Origin of the sequence: Arthrobacter sp. CG_A4 (assembly GCF_035985125.1) — a bacterium.
Taxonomy (GTDB): Bacteria; Actinomycetota; Actinomycetes; order Actinomycetales; family Micrococcaceae; genus Arthrobacter.
In genome coordinates this window covers 109,617-126,255 of record NZ_JAXCID010000001.1, presented here as the reverse complement: position 1 = coordinate 126,255, position 16,639 = coordinate 109,617, and the positions used below count along the sequence as shown (strand labels likewise).

Here is a 16,639-nt window from a genome sequence, read left to right as displayed (position 1 = left end):
GAATGGCAGCGTTTCCTGGACCGGCTCGAGATCTCCAGCGGGGTCACCCCAGCGGCGCTCGCCAGCAGGCTCGGCGCCCTGAACGTGGCACGCAAACTGGCCGCCGGGGCGCTCCCTGACGACGTCCTGGACGGCGTGCTTCAGGTTCTGGACCGGGCGGGTTCCCGGCGCTCCCTCTCGGCGGACCACACCGTCGTCGGATTCTTCGGGGCCGCCGGCAGCGGAAAGTCGTCCCCGTTCAACGCGGTCAGCGACGAGGAGTTCAGGTCCTTGGCGCCTCCGCCGTCGTGGGAACCGGCGTGGACAAAGTCCGGGCCGCCATCCGCCAGGTGGCCACGCAGCGGCAGGCCCAGACCCAGCGTCTCGGCGCCGACGTCACCCGGGCCTCCGCCCGGCTGGCCGAAGCATCTGGAACGGGCGAGGCGGTCGGGGTCAAAGCGGCGTCGAAGTCCCGGCTGGCGGAGGAACTGGCCGTCGCGGCGAACGTCCCGCTCGTCGTGGACGCCGTCGTCCGGTCCTGCCAGCTGGAGTCGGCCCGCCGCACGGGCTGGCCCGTCACCCGCTGGCTGGTCCGCTTCAGGCCCGATCCGCTGCGGCGGCTGAACCTGCGCCGGGAGGGCGCCAACCCGGAGCTGTACCGCACCTCTCTGCCGCCGGCCGGCGGCCCGGAACGGGCCCGCACAGACGCCGCCGTCCGGGAATTCGCCGATGCAGCATCCGACGGCGCCCCCGGCCCCTGGCGGGGCCGTGATCCGTGGAGCCGCGCGTGAGGGAAAGGAGCAGCTTCCCAATGCGCTGGACCAAGCCATCGCGTCCACGGAGCTGAAGGCCGGGATTACAGCCTGGTGGTGGACGCCGTTCAACATCCTGCAGTGGCTGGCGTTGCTGACCGCCCTTGGCGGCTTCGCCTGGCTCGGGGTGCTTGCCGCGCTGGGTTATTTGCAGCTCCCCGTGCCGGAGGTTCCCCTGGTGCAGGGCTGGCCGGTGCCGACCGTGATGATCGCCGGCGGGACGCTGCTCGGAATAGTCCTGGCCATCCTCGCGAAGTTCATCGCGGGCGCCGCGGCCCGGGCGCGTGGCGCAGCGGCTCGTAAACGGCTCAAGGCTGCCGTCGCTGCCGTGGCGGAAAAGCTGGTGGTGGAGCCTGTGGAGCTCGAGGTCAGCCGGCTGGCGTCGTTCAATACCGCGCTGAAAGCTGCCGGCGCCCAGTAGCCCGGATGCCACTTCGTCCGGCGCGGATGCTGCAGGTCCCCGAGTTCGTCGGCCATGCAGCCATGCATCCCTGCATCTATGTCAGCGATGGGACAGCTGATTAATTTCTAAAGGTTTTTGCAAGCTCCTCTCGCTAGCTTCATTAGGAAACAACCGGTAGTTCCTTGACGAGGACGGCTAGCCGAGATGTATCCAGTAAGAGAAGTAGGGCGACGCAGCTTTCTATCACTGGCCGTCGGCGTGGGGGCAGGCGCGGCACTATATGTCGGAAACAACACCGCCTTCGCGAACGTTCCGACGAACTCCCTGGACGCGATAGGCGGCACCGAAGTTCCCCTATCCATTGTCGGAACTGAGCCTTCTGCGGTTTTGCGCCGGTATCCAAACGTCTTCAGAAGCAGCCCCAATCCCACCGCGCATTTTTTCCGAAACAAAGCTGGCGCCCTCAAACTCGTGGCCGCCTGCCGGGGCCTTTCCGGACAGGTTCAAGTAATCGATGCCGCCACCGGGCAACTTGAGCTGTCCGTAACGCCGTTCCCAGGAGCAGGAGGGGGTGCTGGCAGGGTTGTTTATGAGCCGTCTTCAGACGCAGTGGTTGCCTATGGCCCGTCGGCTATGGCTAAGCGTGTGAGCCTTGCGGGGCCCGTAGTCGACGCTTACAAGGGCGCGCCGGGTGCAACCAGTGTTGCTTTTATTCCGGCAGTCGATTCGAAGGGCAGGATCTGGAGCGGGAATTACCCCTTGGGATGCGCAACGCGGTTCGACCCATCCACGAATCAGACTCTCCATTCGCCTCAGGTGCATCCTGGGGCACAGTATGTTCGATGCTTGGCCATTGATGCCCAAGACAACGTCTACGCCGGGTCCGGCGTGCTGAACCCCCGGATCGTGACGTGGCACACGAACAGCCCCACGGAGATGCGGGAGATCGCGCTGCCAGGTGCTGCTGCGGAGGGGTTTGTATATGCCATGGCAGCCCACTCAGGCCTTCTCTTCGTGTACTACGAAGCTGAAGGAAGCAATGAAGTGTTCAGGGTATACGACCTGGAAGCCGAGACATGGAAGACCTTGCCGTGGACTTGGTCTCCCTCTATGCGCGCATCCGCGGCGTTGCCCAATGGAGGCGATATCTATGCCATCCGGAACACAGCCGGCGTCTTCGAATTGATACGAATCGACTCGAAAACCCTGGTGGCCGAGGTGGTATGCACCGTTCCAGGCGCACCGCATGCCCTGAACATCGAAACCTCGAATGGAGAATTACAAATAAACGTCCTGTGCGGAATGGGACAGCTTCATCAATACGTCCGGATCCCAGTTGCGGAGAAGAAGATCATCCAGTCGGTCAACTTTGGTCTGGCCGACACCCCGCTTCGAGTGCAGGCTCTAACCGCGACCGCGTCCGGAACCACTATGTATCTTGGCGGCTACATGGGCGACGGGATCGGATCAGTGGATCTGGTCACTCGGGAAACCTGGCGGTCCGCTACTGACACCGGAATCGCTCAGATCGAGGGGATGTACCAGTACGACGAATCCACTATTTACGTGGGGTCTTATACGGCGGGCCGCCTGTTCCGGTTCAATCCGCAGACCAAGAGCGTCACAAAACTCATCGAACTCCGCGATGGGTATCTGCAGTCTCGTCCGTTTGCCTGGACCCAAGCCGGAGGCAGAGTGGTCGCGGGCACCGTCGCCGAGTACGGACATAACACGGGCGCTCTGGAAATAATCAATCCCCTGAACAATGCAGATATCAAAGTGATCAGCGGTCCCATTCCGGGTCAATCCGTCCTCGGCCTTGCCGGGGAGGGCGACATCGTCTACGGAACCACCGGGATCAAGGGCGGTTATGGTTCAGTGGACGACACCAAACCAGCACACGTGTTTGCTTGGAATGTCAGGGAGAATCGGCTGGTCTGGAAGCAACCCCTGCCGGGGGAAACTGAGATAAACAGCCCCCTCCTGGTTCGCGGCATATTGTACGTGAGCACCAACAACGGCGTCATTAGGCTCAACAAGGCGAGCGGAAGTCTGGTCTTCACTTTCAAACTCCTCAACCGGAGCTCCGACCCTGGATACAAGACGAGTGAGATCACGTATCTTCCGCAACACAACTCCATCGTGCACCTCAGCGGTGGGACGGCAACCGTTCTGGACATGGAGTCGCGGACCCGAAAGGAAATACTCCGGGGCAACTACTCGGATATGGTTGCGACCGGTGAGGGCAGGCTCTATTTCGCGGAGGACGGCACTAACGTCGTCGAGATTGATGCAGTTCAGAGGGCAACCGTCCGTTCCACCGCCGATCTCGTCACTGTTGGAGCCGACGGCTGGCTGTATGTTGCGCGGTCACTCGGGAACGGGAAATATGCACAGCCTTTCCGTGCCGCCTCAGGATTCGGTTCCCTTGTCCGCTCCTGTCATGTGGTGGACTGGAACGGAGACGGCGTTCTTGATGTGCTGACCAGTAAAGGTGACGGGACGCTTCAACTTCACCGAGGCCTAGTTGAAGGTGGCTTCGCCGCCCCCGTCAGGTTAGCGTCGAGCGGCTGGCAAAACCGACAGCTGGCGGTAGGCATTTGGGGGGCGGAACTAACCATCGTCTCAGCGGACAACAGCAGCGGGCAACTGCTTGCGTGGCCAGTCCTAGCATCGGGGGCAGTCGGTCAGCCGGCGACAATCGGCTCAGGGTGGAGAGGTAAGCAAATGGTGATGCTTGTGCCGTCAAGGACGTTGGCATCCGCCCTGATAGTCAATGACAATGGTTCCCTCTACCGGTATGCGAAGGGGGCGGGAGGAAAGATTTCGACGGCGCCCGTACGTTTGAGCGTTGGTGGTTACTCGGGAATGACTGCATTCTCTCCCGTAGTGGGGCACAAAGCAGGCTATAACGGCATTGCGGGAATCGATTCCGTGGGCGCGGTCAGATATACCGACGTCGCGTCCAGCGCGGTGGGAAAACCCATCAGCTACGCCTTTATGATGAAGTCAAACAGGTTCGCCAGCGGGTAGTGAGCCGGGACAACGGTTTGGGTCGACCTACAGTGTCGCCGCGGCGTCGCGGACCTTGACCATGGTACGCAGATTGCGGGTGGTGGTGTAGGCCTTGTATCTGGGCTTCGAGGACAGCTTGCTGAAGGGACTGTCCAGTGTGCCGCCGGCGGGAGCAATCCATGTCAGAGCCTCGGACCCCAGTCTGATCAGCCCAGCCCCTTCCATGGCGCTGCCGGCATCGTATAGCTCGGCTAGCACATCGGAATCCGAGCCGAGTGTGATGTAGGTGTGGGTGGAGGTGTCGTCCGGGGAATAGGGACAGGCCGCTACCAGTTCGCCCACCCGCTCCGCCGCCAGAACCACGACCCAGGCCTCATAACCGAAGGCCTCCCGGAGGCACGACTCGAATTCCTTCTCGACGCCAGCAGCGGGCAGCCCGCTCGAGAGCACGACGTTTCCGCTGGCCAGGAGCGTCTTGACTCCCGAAAACGGCCGGGACTTCAGGGCTTCCTTCAGTTCGGCCATCTTGATGGTGATGCCGCCGACGTTAACCCCGCGCAGGAACACTGCATAGCTCTTCATGTGTCAATTCTTGCGGCTGAATCTTCAACTGGACAACCTGGCTCCGGATTTCTAATGACCCGCCCGATTCGTTGGTGTTTCAGACGGGCTCCCCGGTGTAACTCGCGTAGCTGCCCATATCCCTTGAGATAATCTTCGCGGGCACCCCAGCTACCACGCAATTGTCCGGAACCGAGTTAAGGACGACAGCGTTGGCACCCACGACCACGTTGCTGCCGATCTTTCCACCCAGACATTTGGCACCGGGACCAACGTAGACGTTATCGCCCAAGTTCGGCATGTCGTCGGTCTTGCCGCGGGACCCCAGCGTGACGTTTTGGGAGATCAGGCAATTTCTGCCCACTATCGATTCAGGGTGAAACACTGTGCCAAGGCCGTTGTACCCAAGTCGTGTTCCTTCCCCCAGCTGAACTTTGTAGGGGAGACGGCAGCTGAAGTGGTGAAAGATGAAGTTCTGAAGATAGGTGGCGCCCCTGGTGAGATCCAATTCGTACAACATGCAGGATTTCCTGTAGACGTCCATGACGCCCATTCTGAAGAGCTCCGCAGAAAGCACATCCCGCGCCCCCGTTTCGAGTTCGAAAGCCTCAAATTCAGCGGCTCCGGCGTCGATTGTTAGGCCTTTGGGCACCCAGAGAGCGCAGCCTGGGGCAACATCGTCCCACCCGATGACGGGCGCTCCGAAGAATTTACTGCCCACAAGCTGCCCCGTCGGATCCAGGATTCCTGCAATTTCCCGACGGTCATTCACCGTGTGCAGTGCGGCCGCAGTGGTGCGATTGATTCCCGCCAGCACGATTGGCCACGGGTCCTTCGGTACACCAATGTCGCGCAGACCGTCGACACGCACCGAGTCCGTGACGGAAGTACTCACTTCGGCTCCCGGCACGCGGGTGAAAGTCTTGACTCGATAGTTTCCCGGTTCACGAATGAAGAAACTGAACGTCTTGCCACGGCTATATGGCGTCTTTTCCACGGTCTCACGGCCGTTAAGCAAGTGTAGCGCCGTGTAAAAAGGGCCGGACGCCACCGTGACCCGCAATTCATACGAATTGACGATCTCCACCCCAGGCTGGCCGAGCTTGTCTGTTGTAGCCATATCCACTTCCAAAAGGCGCCGCTTGCAAAGTGAGAACACTATCACTGCACTCCGGAGGTTCCGATGCGTCGGGAGGACCAGCGGGACACAGGCCGTCAGGATGGGGCGGCAGGTCAGTCGCTGGTCTTGCGCAGCGCCTCAGTCAGGACACGGGCCGCGTTGCAGACCACTTCGGCGTGCAGCCGGCCGGGCTGGCGGGTCAGGCGTTCGATCGGGCCGGAGATGGACACCGCGGCGATCACCCGGCCGGACGGACCGCGGACGGGGGCCGACACGGAGGCGACCCCGGGCTCGCGTTCGCCGAGGCTCTGTCCCCAGCCCCGGCGTCGTACTCCGGCCAGCACGGTGGGCGTGAAGCGGGCGGCGTGCAGGCCTTCCAGCAGACGGTCATGGTCCTCCCAGGCGAGCAGCACCTGAGCGGCGGATCCGGCCTTCATGGACAGCTGGGTACCCACGGGAATGGTGTCGCGGAGGCCAATGGGCCGTTCGGCGGAGGCGACGCAGACGCGCCACTCACCCTGCCGGCGGAAAATCTGGGCGCTCTCGCCGGTGGCGTCGCGCAGCTGGACAAGGACGGGCCCCGCCGAGGCAATCAGGCGGTCCTCGCCGGCGGCGGAGGCCAGCTCCACAAGACGGCTGCCGAGCACAAAGCGGCCCTGGATGTCGCGGCTGACCAGCCGGTGATGGACCAGCGCCAGCGCCAGCCGGTGCACGGTGGGCCGCGCCAGTCCCGTGGCCGCAACAAGCTGCGCCAGGGTGGTAGGGCCGGCCTCAAGTGCGTCAAGCACATGGGCCGCTTTATCGATGACGCCGACTCCACTAGAACTGTCCATGTAATGATATTGCCGTCTCATTATCTGAGATGCAAGTCCACTCGCTGGCGCATTACGCGGGAGTGCTGATTCAGTGGAGATAACCAGCCGGCAGGAATCAACACCGCAGTGAAGGGAGAAGGCCGTGGCACAGACACTGGCCGAGAAAGTCTGGGACGCACACGTGGTGCGCAAGGGCGACGGCGAAGGAGCCAACGCCCAACCGGACATGCTCTTCATCGACCTCCACCTGGTGCATGAGGTGACGTCCCCGCAGGCGTTTGAAGGCCTGCGCCTCGCGGGCCGCAGGCTGCGCCGGCCGGACCTCACCATCGCCACCGAGGACCACAACACTCCCACGCTGGACATCGACAAGCCAATCGCGGATCTGACCAGCCGCACCCAGATCCAGACCCTGCGCAACAACTGCCAGGAATTCGGCGTCCGGCTGCACTCCCTCGGTGATGCCGAACAGGGAATTGTGCACGTGGTGGGCCCGCAGCTCGGTCTCACCCAGCCCGGCATGACCGTGGTCTGCGGCGACTCGCATACCTCCACGCACGGAGCCTTCGGCGCACTCGCGATGGGCATCGGCACCTCCGAGGTGGAGCACGTCATGGCCACCCAGACGCTGTCGCTGAAGCCGTTCAAGACCATGGCCATCAACGTCGAGGGCACCCTGCGGCCCGGTGTGTCCGCCAAGGACATCATCCTGGCCGTCATCGCTAAGATCGGCACCGGCGGAGGCCAGGGCTTCGTGCTCGAATACCGCGGCTCCGCGATCCGGGCGCTGTCCATGGAAGCCCGGATGACCATCTGCAACATGTCCATCGAAGCCGGCGCCCGCGCCGGACTCGTCGCCCCGGACCAGACCACGTACGACTACATGTTCGGCCGCCCGCACGCGCCGCAGGGTGCGGACTGGGACGCCGCCGTCGAATACTGGACCACGCTGCGCACCGACGACGACGCGGCGTTCGACGTCGAGGTGGACCTCGACGCCGACACCCTGGAACCGTTTGTGACGTGGGGGACCAACCCCGGCCAGGGTGTGTCCCTCTCCGCGACGGTGCCCTCGCCCGGGGACTTCGGCGACGAAAACGCCAAGGCCGCGGCGGAACGGGCCCTGCAGTACATGGGGCTGGAAGCCGGCACCCCGATGAAGGACATCCGGGTGGACACGGTCTTCCTGGGGTCCTGCACCAACTCCCGGATGGAGGACCTCCGCGCCGCCGCCGACATCATCCGGGGCCGGACCAAGGACCCTGACATCCGGATGCTCGTGGTGCCCGGTTCCGCCCGGGTCCGCCTTGAGGCCGAGGCCGAGGGGCTGGACCGGGTCTTCACGGACTTCGGGGCCGAGTGGCGTTTTGCCGGCTGCTCCATGTGCCTGGGCATGAACCCGGACCAGCTGGAACCGGGGGAGCGCTGCGCCTCCACCTCCAACCGCAACTTCGAGGGCCGCCAGGGCAAGGGCGGCCGCACCCACCTGGTCTCCCCGGTGGTGGCCGCGGCGACGGCGGTGCGCGGCACCCTGAGCTCGCCCTCGGACCTGGACCCCGCTCCGGAGTCCGCCGCCATCCGCACCGACGCCGCCTAAGAGGATCCCGCCATGGAAAAGTTCACCACCCACACCGGCATCGGTGTCCCGCTGCGCCAGAGCAACGTCGACACGGACCAGATCATCCCGGCCGTCTACCTCAAGCGCATCACGCGCACGGGTTTCGAGGACGCGCTCTTCGCGGGCTGGCGCAAGGATCCGGCGTTTATCCTGAACCAGGAACCCTTCAACGCCGGCTCCGTGCTGGTGGCCGGCCCGGACTTCGGCACCGGCTCCTCCCGGGAACACGCCGTCTGGGCCCTCAAGGATTACGGTTTCAAGACCGTGCTGTCCTCCCGCTTCGCCGACATCTTCCGCGGCAACTCAGGCAAGCAGGGCCTGCTGGCCGCCGAACTGGCCCAGGATGACATCGAACTCATCTGGAAGGAACTGGAAAACGCCCCCGGCACCGCGGTCACGGTGGACCTCGTCTCCAAGACGGTCCAGTGCGGCAACCTCGTGGCGCCGTTCGAGATCGACGACTACACCCGCTGGCGCCTGCTGGAGGGCCTGGATGACATCGGCCTGACCCTCAAGCACGAGGAAGAAATCACCGCCTTCGAGGCCACCCGGCCTGCGTTCATGCCAAAGACCCTGCCGGCCAGGCTGTCCTAAGGAGAAGGATCCTGCCGAGGCACGAGGGCTGCTGGATACCGTGCCCTGTTTCTCTGGGTCGGAGCTCTGTCGGCGGTCGCAAAAACGACTTCAGTACTGGGTTATGTTTGATTGTCCCGCCCCGAACCTGAATCGAGACAGCTCTTGCAGTCAGCCCCAGTTATTTTCCACTCGACGGTGCGCCGGGCGATTACGGAGGGATGCGAGGTCTTTCCCAATAGCTACCTCGTAGGCGCCAAAATCGGGCCTGGGACCTCACACCGCGCCGTCGTGGCGGCACATGGTGCGGGAGTACTGCGAGGTCGCCTTATCGATGATGCTGAGGCCGCCGCAGACGTCGTAGAGCGGAACGATAAAACTACCCTCGAGGAGCTGGGCCAGGACATCAGGGGCTCGCTTACGCTTTACGTTCTCGAACTCGAGGCGCAACGCCTGAGCGTTCTCCCCGATCCGCTTGGCGGGGGCTTAGTATTTTTGTGGAAGGGTGCGGAGGGGTATGCTATCTCCTCCGACTTGGCGGCCCTAGTTTCCTTTTTGGAACAAATCGGTGCGGGACCGCAAAAATCTTTGGAGTATGTCGCAGCCTATGTGGCTACGGGAAGCGGCGGACTGGTCGACTCCAGTTACGAAGATGTCTTTGCGCTTTCCCAATTCTCCTATATCGAGGTTTCGCCGGCCGGAGTTGCAATTCATGAGTATCCACGGAAACGCGACTTCTATAATTCAACATTATCGTATGATGACTCCCTTCAGGCCACCCAAGGGGAAATTACAGCAAACGTCAAGGCTTTCGCCGAATCAAACCACAGTCGAAAAGTCGCCCATCTAACCGGTGGCGTCGATTCCCGTTTGGTTTTGGCTTCTATTTTGTCAAGCAGTAAAGAAGCTGAATTCGCTTTCTATTGCTCGGGAGGGCCAACCGAGCCCGACAAAATCGTGGCCCAGAATCTCGCCGTCGAGTTCGGTCTAACAATGACCAATCATGGTGGATTGGAATCAAAGACCGTTCCGGTCACACTGGATGATCAGTTGCTTTGGCCGTTCCAACACACGTCAGGAATAATTTCTGGTGTTGTCCACGCAGGTAATGCACCGACCGCGACAGCCGTAGCCAGCGGTGGATACGGTGAGCTGTTTCGCTCGTTCTATAACAAAGGGACAGCTCATACCGGTAGTATGCAGGACGCCGCCGAGCGCATGTTCGGTCGTCTAGCGTTCGGAGTCGAAGCGGACCGGCGGCTTCTCTCGGACGGGTTCTCACATAAGGCGCAGGCTCGCCTTGCCACAATTATCGAATCAGCTGCGACTAGTGGTGTGCGTGAGGATGCCCGCTTGGATTTTGTTTACATGAACCGACGAAACCGTTATTACGTGGGTGAGATTTCAAGGTCGCTGTCACCGTTTGCTGCTCGATTTGATCCGCTCTACTCCTTGGCCGGCGCATCACTCGGTTTGCGCGTGGATGGCACAATGCGTCAAGCCAACGTCATCGGCATGGACCTTATTGAAAGAATGTATCCGGGTCTGTCCTTGTTGCCCTTCGATACTGACAGATTCACGGGAGCCTATAGCGATCTCCGTGGAACTCCGGACGGAAGGCCTTTCAAGCGCTCAGGGAGCCCAGCATTTGACGGTGCGGAAAGAATGCGCCCGGACAATGCGAACAATGTGGAGGGTGTTCGCCCAAGCCGTTCGGACATCGAGAGGGCCAATAAGCTCCGCATGCCCCCCCGGCTCATAACCCAGTTCCCAGCCATTCGCGACGGCCTCAAGGAGATCATTACCGGATTGCCGAGTGGCGAGTTCGCGTCAGTTTTCAACCGACGCGCAGTGTCCCTGCTGATCGACCGCGAGCCTTCACATCGCGCCTACTATCGCACAGCCCGCGACCTCTATGCGGCGTTATTGTGGTACGCACGGGGGTAGCTGCGAATGGCATCACCCTGTCGGATTGCGCGGAGCGAATCTGGATACAAGATGTAATTGACTGAACGGAAATAATTGCCTTCGGCGGCTATTTGACACTTGTGTCACACTATTGAGGTGGTGTCAGTATTGTCGGGTCCTGAGGGACCCCTGGCAGCCGGATGAATGCTGTAGGTCCAACCAGTGGGAGAAGGCAACTATGAAGGAACCCTCAGTGGAAGTCAGGCGTAGGACCGTTCTCTCTTTTGCCGTCGCTCTCGGAGCGGGATCTGCTCTCAGCGCGGGCACGGGCGCGGCTCCGGCGACGGCCCAAGTTCCTGCGAGTTCCCTCGACCTGCTCAAAGACATCGAGACCGACCTCACTGTGGTTGGGTCTGAGCCCGCGGCGCTGCTCCGGCGCTACCGCAACGTTTTCGCCAGTCTCCCGGATCCCAACGCACTTTTCTTCCGAACACAATCTGGCGTGCTCAAGATCGCCGCGGGTTCTGCCGGTCTCTCCGATCAGGTCCAAGTACTAGATGCGGCGACGGGGCGGCGGGACGCGACCTCGGTCCCCTTCCCGGGATTGGGTGGCGGGGCAGGGAGCGTCGTCTATGAGCCCTTCGGGAACACAATCCTGGCGTTTGGGGCTTCCGCGGAGATCAAGAGAGTTAGTTTGACTGGTGTCGTTACGACCGGCTACACAGCCTCTCCGGGAACGACCAACGCTTCGTATAGCCCCGCAACGGATTCGAAGGGAAGGATCTGGAGCGGAAACTATCCCACAGGAACTGCCACGAGATTTGACCCGACTACTGGCTCCGTCGTTCATACGGCTTCTCTCCACCAAGGGGCACAATATGTGCGGAGTCTGGCCATAGACAGCAATGACAATGTCTACGCAGGCACTGGGACTGATCACCCGCGCATCGTGACGTGGCACACGGACAATCCTGCGTCGCTCCGGGAGATTGCGCTGCCAGCGGCCGCTGCTGTGGGATTTGTTCGCCGAATCGTCGCTCACCGCGGCACACTTTTCGTTTACTACGACGGTCCCGACGGCGGCGTAAAGTTTGGGGCTTATGACACTGACGCTGCGCGCTGGATGCAGGTCCCCTGGACCTGGATGCCTTCCGGCCGAGTGACAGCGTCCTTGCCCGGCAGCAACGATATCTATGCCGTGTGGAACACCGTTGGGCTCCACAAACTCATGCGGATCGATTCAAGGACCCTGTCCGCCGAATTCATCTGCCTGGTTCCCGACACGGCGCGATCGATGCTTGTCGAGATCGACGCCGCGGGCACTATGGTCAACATTCTCTGTGGCGAGGATGGCCGTTACGAATGGGTCCGAGTGTCCGTTTCGGAACTGAAGGTCATCCGTAGTGTACTGATGGACTTCGCTGTTGGGGCCTTTAAGGTTCAGACCCTCCTCGCCTCGTTGAACGGCGCCTTGTTGTACTTCGGCGGATATCTGGGGGATGGGATTGGATCTGTTGATGTGACAACCCGCGAAGCGTGGCGCTCTGGCACGCAGACGGGAATCGAGCAGATCGAGGGCATGTTCCAATACGACGAAAACTCTATTTTCGTCGGGTCCTACACCGGTGGGGGATTGTTCCGCTTCAACCCAACTACCCGCAGCGTAAGAAGGCTGGTTAAACTAGCCGACGCCTACTCCCAGGACCGTCCTGTTGCCTGGGCGGCCGCTGGGGGTCGGGTCATAGCCGGCACCGTGCCAATTGCTGGCCGGACCGGGGGATCACTTGCGATTATCAACCCGGAAAACGACGCGGACATTGTTGTGGTCCCCAGCCCAATTCCCGGACAGTCCGTGCTTGGCCTTATCGGTGAAGGCGACTTTGTCTACGGTACGACCGGCATCAAAGGCGGGTACGGGTCCGTAGACGACACGAAACCTGCCCACGTCTTTGCCTTCGACGTACGGAGGAACCGGATCGTCTGGACGCGACCGGTGGCGGGGGAAGTCGAAATTAACAGTCCGCTTCTGTTACGGGGCGTGCTGTACGTGAGCACAAACAACGGTGTGGTCCGGCTGAATAAGGCCAGCGGGAGCCTGGTCGCCAGTTTCAGGCTTCTGGACCGCACGGCCAAGCCGGGTTACAGAACAAGCAGTATCTCCCTGATGCCACGAACGAACTGCATAGTCCATCTTTGCGGAGGAACGGTGACTGTCTTGGACCCTTACAGCAGAAGCCGCCATGAAATTCTGCAGGGTAGCTATTCCAGCATGGTGGTGAGCAGCAGGGGGCGGCTCTACTTCGCCGAAGCCGGAACAAACATCGTCGAGATTGACGCCACGCGGAAGGCATCCATCCGTTCCGCCGCCGACTTGGTCACGGTGGGACCTGACGGTTGGCTGTACATTGCACGCTCCCTCGGGTCCGGCAAGTACGGAAAACCCTTTCGCGCAAATTCCGCGTTTGCTGTCGGTGTCCGATCCTGCCACGTCGTCGACTGGAACGGCGACGGAATATTCGATGTGCTAACCAACCGCACTGACGGCACTCTGCAGTTGCACCGAGGCACGGCCACCGGTGGATTTCAGCCAGCGACAATCGTGGGCAACAGCGTTTGGAACACCAAGACGCTCTCCGTTGGAATGTGGGGAGGGGTGCTCACCGTGATCTCAGCGGACAAAGTCAGCGGGGCGCTCCAATCGTGGCCAGTACTCAGCACGGGGTTGCTCGGTCAAGCCTCCACGATCGGTTCAGGGTGGGGAAATCGAGGATTCGTCATGCTAGTTCCGTCGCGGTCGACAGCTGCCGCCCTCATCACCAATCAGGGCGGGTCGCTCTACCGGTATGCCCGGGTGGCCGGCGGGAAAGTGTCCACGTCGCCGACCCGGTTGAGTTCTGGCGCCCACACGTGGATGACTGCCTTCAGCCCAATTACCGGACACAAAGAAGGCTACAACGGGATAGCTGGAATAGACGGAGCCGGGCAGATCCGCTATTTCGACGTGGCCCCAGCTTCGGTGGGGAGTGCCCTGAGCTATGCCTTCCCGATAAAGAGTCACAAGTTGGCCAGCAGCTAGCCTCGATCTTTCATGAGGCGGGGTTCCGGCAGGGTCGGGGCTTACTGGCTGCCTGACGTGTCTGATTTTGGCAGGCGGGTATGACAATTTGGCCGCTGACCGGTGGCGGCGGTTCGGTTACGGTTCCACGTCCGTCACGTGCTGCGGGGCTTGCTTCCCTGTTCCGGGGTTGATTGGTTGGCCTGATGGTTATGGCGGGCTGAGCGCGGCGAGACGGTTCAGTCCTTTGATCAGCAGCCCGGTTTCGGGTGCTTTGGCGGCAAGATGGACGGTGATCCTGCGGGCATGCCTGCTGATTTTGGCGGCGATTTCAAAGATCCTGGTCCGGAGTTTCTTCGGTTCCCACCGCCGGGCCGCGGTGCCGGCGAAGGCGAGCATCTGGGTCCAGGCCATGAGCTCGGCCGCGAGCATGACCAGGTGACACCACAGCGTGTTCGCCGCGAAGGAGTGCAGGGGAAGGTTCGCCAGGCCGGTGTCCTTGGCGTTGCGGATCCTGTCCTCACACCGTGCCCGAAGACGGTGTCGGACTTCAAGGTCCGCGAGCTGGCCGGTGGCCTGGTTCGTGGCGAAGGCGGTGTAGCGCATCCCGTCGATGTCGGTGATGCGCAGCTGCGCGCCGGGGTGTGGTTCTTCCTTCCGCACGATCACCCGCATCCCTGCCGGCCAGGAGGAGAGATCCAGCATTCCGGTGATGTCGGCGACCCAGGCCCCGTCACGTTCGGCGCCGTCGCTGTTGTAGGCGCGGGTCCAGGCGTTCTTCGGGATCCGTGGCAGGGCCGCTTCGATGGCGCCGTGGATGGGGAACCCGACCGTGTAGCCCAGGTTCCGGCGCCCGGCGGTGAGCCAGGTCAGGAAGCCGTGCGTGCCGCCGGCGGAGTCGGTGCGGATCATGATTCTCCGGCCTGAACGGTAACCGGTGGGCAGCTGTTTGAGGGCGTCTTTGACGACCTGGATGTGGTCGGCGGCGGTGTTGGATCCGGCGTTGCCCGGGCGAAGCAGCACGGAGAGGGGCTCTCCGGTTCCTTCGGCGCCGTGGTCAAGGAACGCGGCCAACGGATGGAAGCCGTAGCCTTTCTTCCACGTAGGTCTGGCTTCTTCCTTCTCAGAGTGGGAGGCGATGAGGGTGGCGTCCAAATCGATCACCAGCGGCTTCTCTGCGCTGATGCCATGCAAGGGCGAATCGTCTCCGGCAGCAGCCCAGACATGCGCCCGGGCAGCTGCTCTGGCGGCGTTGATTGCCGCCAAAGCCTTCGCTGGTTTGGCCGCGGAGAGCGACTTGATCAAGCGGCTGATCGTCGGATCCGAAGCCACCGGTCCATACACCTCCGGCTGGGCGCGAAGCCGGTCAATATCGGAGACACAGTCACCACCGGTCGCGAGCGAGAGCATGATATCGGTGAGGATCTTAGCCGGATCATGGCGGGCGAAGGGCTTGCGCCACGGCTCCAATGCCTTTGAGAGCCCGGCACCGAGGCCGGAGACACGCACCGTCCGGGCCAGCAACAGGCCACCTGCCTGGGACACCACGCCGTTCCCGGCGGAATCAACACGGACAGACGGGTACATGCCGGTAATATTGTTCACCAGAAAGGTGCTCCTTGAACTGTGTAAAAAATGCTGTGTGGTAACAACATTTTCCCAGCTCAGGAGCACTTTTCGTCGTTTAAACACGCGGCTGGCGGCGCACCCTCATGAAAGGCCGAGGCTAGAGTGACCGAGGCTGGAGACCCAGCGGCCAGACGGCGTCACCAGCGGGCGGGCAGCATCCTGCCTACTGGAGCTGACAGCCCCGTTCCGGTAGTCCAGCCGCGTTTCGCGGCGCAGACCTTTACGGTCAGGCTGCGGAAAGCCGCATCCGCAGCCGTCACCGTGTAGCTGGAGCCGGTGGCGCCGGAAATCGGAATCGAGCGGTCGCGTAGCCACTTATACCGGTAGCTAAGGACCGGCTGCGACCATGTCCCAGGGGTGGCTTGGAGGACCGTACCAACGACCGGAGCGCTGGTGAGCGCAGGCAGGGTCCGGTTGTGCACATTGGCGGACGACGGGGCAACGGATCTGGCACCCAGAACTGTCTTGGTCAACGAGGTGAACAGGGGCTTGCTTCCTGTGACCCGAACAGCGATCCGCTGGCCGCGGTCCGGTTCGGTGAGCCTGTAGGAGCTCGCGGAGGTACCGGCTATAACGTCGCCGTTGCGGAGCCAACGGTAGGAGTGCGATGTGCCCCTTGTCCAAGTACCGGGAGCCACTGTTAGGACCGACCCGACCCGGCCCGTACCGGACACCACGGGAGCGCCTGGAGCCAGAGAGTATCCCTTGACCGGAGTTTCGGCCATAAACGTTTCGCTGGCATTCTGGTAGAAGTCTGCCTCGCCGTGGGACGTGAGGCCGATCGTCATGCCGATGTCGGCATCCGTGAGCTGGTATGTGGCAGAGGTGGCCCCCGCGACAGGCGTGCCGTTGCGCAGCCATTGGTACGTGATGAGCGTCCAGCGCAGGTCATTCGGGGGCGCGACGGCGCTGAGTGTGGATCCGACTGTCATGGTGCCGGTTATCTGGGAAGGTAGTGATAAGGGGCGTCATTCAGCTCCCAAGTCGGGCCCCACCAGCACTGCTCCTCCCCGGTGACAGGGTCGGGGGCATCGCAGAAGCGTTCCAGTGGTGGTTCTTGGCTCCTGTTGTTCCGGCCGTGATGCAGGCAGCGAGAAGGCAGGTCAAGAGCCCACGCAGCGTTTTACGCGAAAGCGAAGACGACTTCAAGG

At 62.1% G+C, this 16,639-nt stretch carries 13 protein-coding genes; 7 read left to right on the top strand and 6 right to left on the bottom strand.

What is annotated here, in order from left to right; all coding sequences use genetic code 11:
- Positions 1-299 precede the first annotated feature (299 nt).
- The 3 genes from RCH07_RS19225 (at position 300) to RCH07_RS00525 (ending at position 4,227) form a co-directional block, all read left to right on the top strand.
- Positions 300-770 carry a hypothetical protein gene (locus tag RCH07_RS19225; RefSeq protein WP_442784751.1) on the top strand — a complete coding sequence of 157 codons (471 nt, stop codon included), beginning with the start codon at positions 300-302 and terminating at the stop codon, positions 768-770.
- Entirely contained in the window at positions 748-1,212 is a 465-nt protein-coding gene (locus tag RCH07_RS19220; RefSeq protein ID WP_442784750.1) for a hypothetical protein, read from the top strand. Before RCH07_RS19225 ends, RCH07_RS19220 begins: the two co-directional genes overlap by 23 nt.
- An 828-nt stretch (positions 1,213-2,040) precedes the next feature.
- Positions 2,041-4,227 (top strand): VCBS repeat-containing protein, encoded by a 2,187-nt coding sequence (locus tag RCH07_RS00525; protein ID WP_326965510.1) that lies wholly within the window; start codon positions 2,041-2,043, stop codon positions 4,225-4,227.
- Positions 4,228-4,254: 27 nt separating this feature from the next.
- Here the strand turns inward: RCH07_RS00525 and RCH07_RS00520 are convergent, their stop codons facing one another.
- The 3 genes from RCH07_RS00520 to RCH07_RS00510 all read right to left on the bottom strand — a co-directional run bounded on the left by RCH07_RS00520 (position 4,255) and on the right by RCH07_RS00510 (position 6,723).
- Positions 4,255-4,791 (bottom strand): DUF1697 domain-containing protein, encoded by a 537-nt coding sequence (locus RCH07_RS00520; RefSeq protein WP_326965509.1) that lies wholly within the window; start codon positions 4,789-4,791, stop codon positions 4,255-4,257.
- Positions 4,792-4,870: 79 nt separating this feature from the next.
- On the bottom strand, positions 4,871-5,890 hold the full coding sequence (locus RCH07_RS00515) for a serine O-acetyltransferase (protein WP_326965508.1): 1,020 nt from the start codon (positions 5,888-5,890) through the stop codon (positions 4,871-4,873).
- Positions 5,891-6,003: 113 nt separating this feature from the next.
- Positions 6,004-6,723: an IclR family transcriptional regulator gene (locus tag RCH07_RS00510; RefSeq protein WP_326965507.1), complete on the bottom strand. Its 720-nt coding sequence runs from the start codon at positions 6,721-6,723 to the stop codon at positions 6,004-6,006.
- A gap of 124 nt (positions 6,724-6,847) precedes the next feature.
- On the opposite strand from RCH07_RS00510, the gene leuC reads away from it, so the two are divergent.
- Both leuC and leuD read left to right on the top strand, forming a co-directional pair.
- A complete protein-coding gene (leuC, locus tag RCH07_RS00505; protein ID WP_326965506.1) occupies positions 6,848-8,302 on the top strand; it encodes a 3-isopropylmalate dehydratase large subunit in 1,455 nt (484 codons plus the stop codon).
- Positions 8,303-8,314: 12 nt separating this feature from the next.
- Positions 8,315-8,917, top strand: a complete 603-nt coding sequence (gene leuD / locus RCH07_RS00500) for a 3-isopropylmalate dehydratase small subunit (protein ID WP_326965505.1) — start codon at positions 8,315-8,317, stop codon at positions 8,915-8,917.
- A gap of 255 nt (positions 8,918-9,172) precedes the next feature.
- Here leuD and RCH07_RS00495 read toward each other — a convergent pair whose 3' ends face one another.
- On the bottom strand, positions 9,173-9,346 hold the full coding sequence (locus RCH07_RS00495) for a hypothetical protein (RefSeq protein WP_326965504.1): 174 nt from the start codon (positions 9,344-9,346) through the stop codon (positions 9,173-9,175).
- Between the two features lie 105 nt (positions 9,347-9,451).
- Between RCH07_RS00495 and RCH07_RS00490 the strand changes: the two genes are divergently transcribed.
- Together RCH07_RS00490 and RCH07_RS00485 are read left to right on the top strand one after the other, a co-directional pair.
- A complete protein-coding gene (locus RCH07_RS00490) occupies positions 9,452-10,843 on the top strand; it encodes a hypothetical protein (RefSeq protein ID WP_326965503.1) in 1,392 nt (463 codons plus the stop codon).
- A gap of 199 nt (positions 10,844-11,042) precedes the next feature.
- Positions 11,043-13,880, top strand: a complete 2,838-nt coding sequence (locus tag RCH07_RS00485) for an outer membrane protein assembly factor BamB family protein (protein WP_326965502.1) — start codon at positions 11,043-11,045, stop codon at positions 13,878-13,880.
- A 189-nt stretch (positions 13,881-14,069) separates the two neighbouring features.
- Here the strand turns inward: RCH07_RS00485 and RCH07_RS00480 are convergent, their stop codons facing one another.
- Both RCH07_RS00480 and RCH07_RS00475 read right to left on the bottom strand, forming a co-directional pair.
- A complete protein-coding gene (locus tag RCH07_RS00480; RefSeq protein WP_326965501.1) occupies positions 14,070-15,464 on the bottom strand; it encodes an IS1380 family transposase in 1,395 nt (464 codons plus the stop codon).
- Positions 15,465-15,625: 161 nt separating this feature from the next.
- A complete protein-coding gene (locus tag RCH07_RS00475) occupies positions 15,626-16,420 on the bottom strand; it encodes a hypothetical protein (RefSeq protein WP_326965500.1) in 795 nt (264 codons plus the stop codon).
- Between the last annotated feature and the right edge of the window lie 219 nt (positions 16,421-16,639).

Coding starts and splice junctions, on each gene's coding strand:
- RCH07_RS00520 (WP_326965509.1), bottom strand. CDS start 4,791: ATGAAGAGCTATGCAGTGTTCCTGCGCGGGGTTAACGTCGGCGGCATC.
- RCH07_RS00515 (WP_326965508.1), bottom strand. CDS start 5,890: ATGGCTACAACAGACAAGCTCGGCCAGCCTGGGGTGGAGATCGTCAAT.
- RCH07_RS00510 (WP_326965507.1), bottom strand. CDS start 6,723: ATGGACAGTTCTAGTGGAGTCGGCGTCATCGATAAAGCGGCCCATGTG.
- leuD (WP_326965505.1), top strand. CDS start 8,315: ATGGAAAAGTTCACCACCCACACCGGCATCGGTGTCCCGCTGCGCCAG.
- RCH07_RS00485 (WP_326965502.1), top strand. CDS start 11,043: ATGAAGGAACCCTCAGTGGAAGTCAGGCGTAGGACCGTTCTCTCTTTT.
- RCH07_RS00475 (WP_326965500.1), bottom strand. CDS start 16,420: ATGACAGTCGGATCCACACTCAGCGCCGTCGCGCCCCCGAATGACCTG.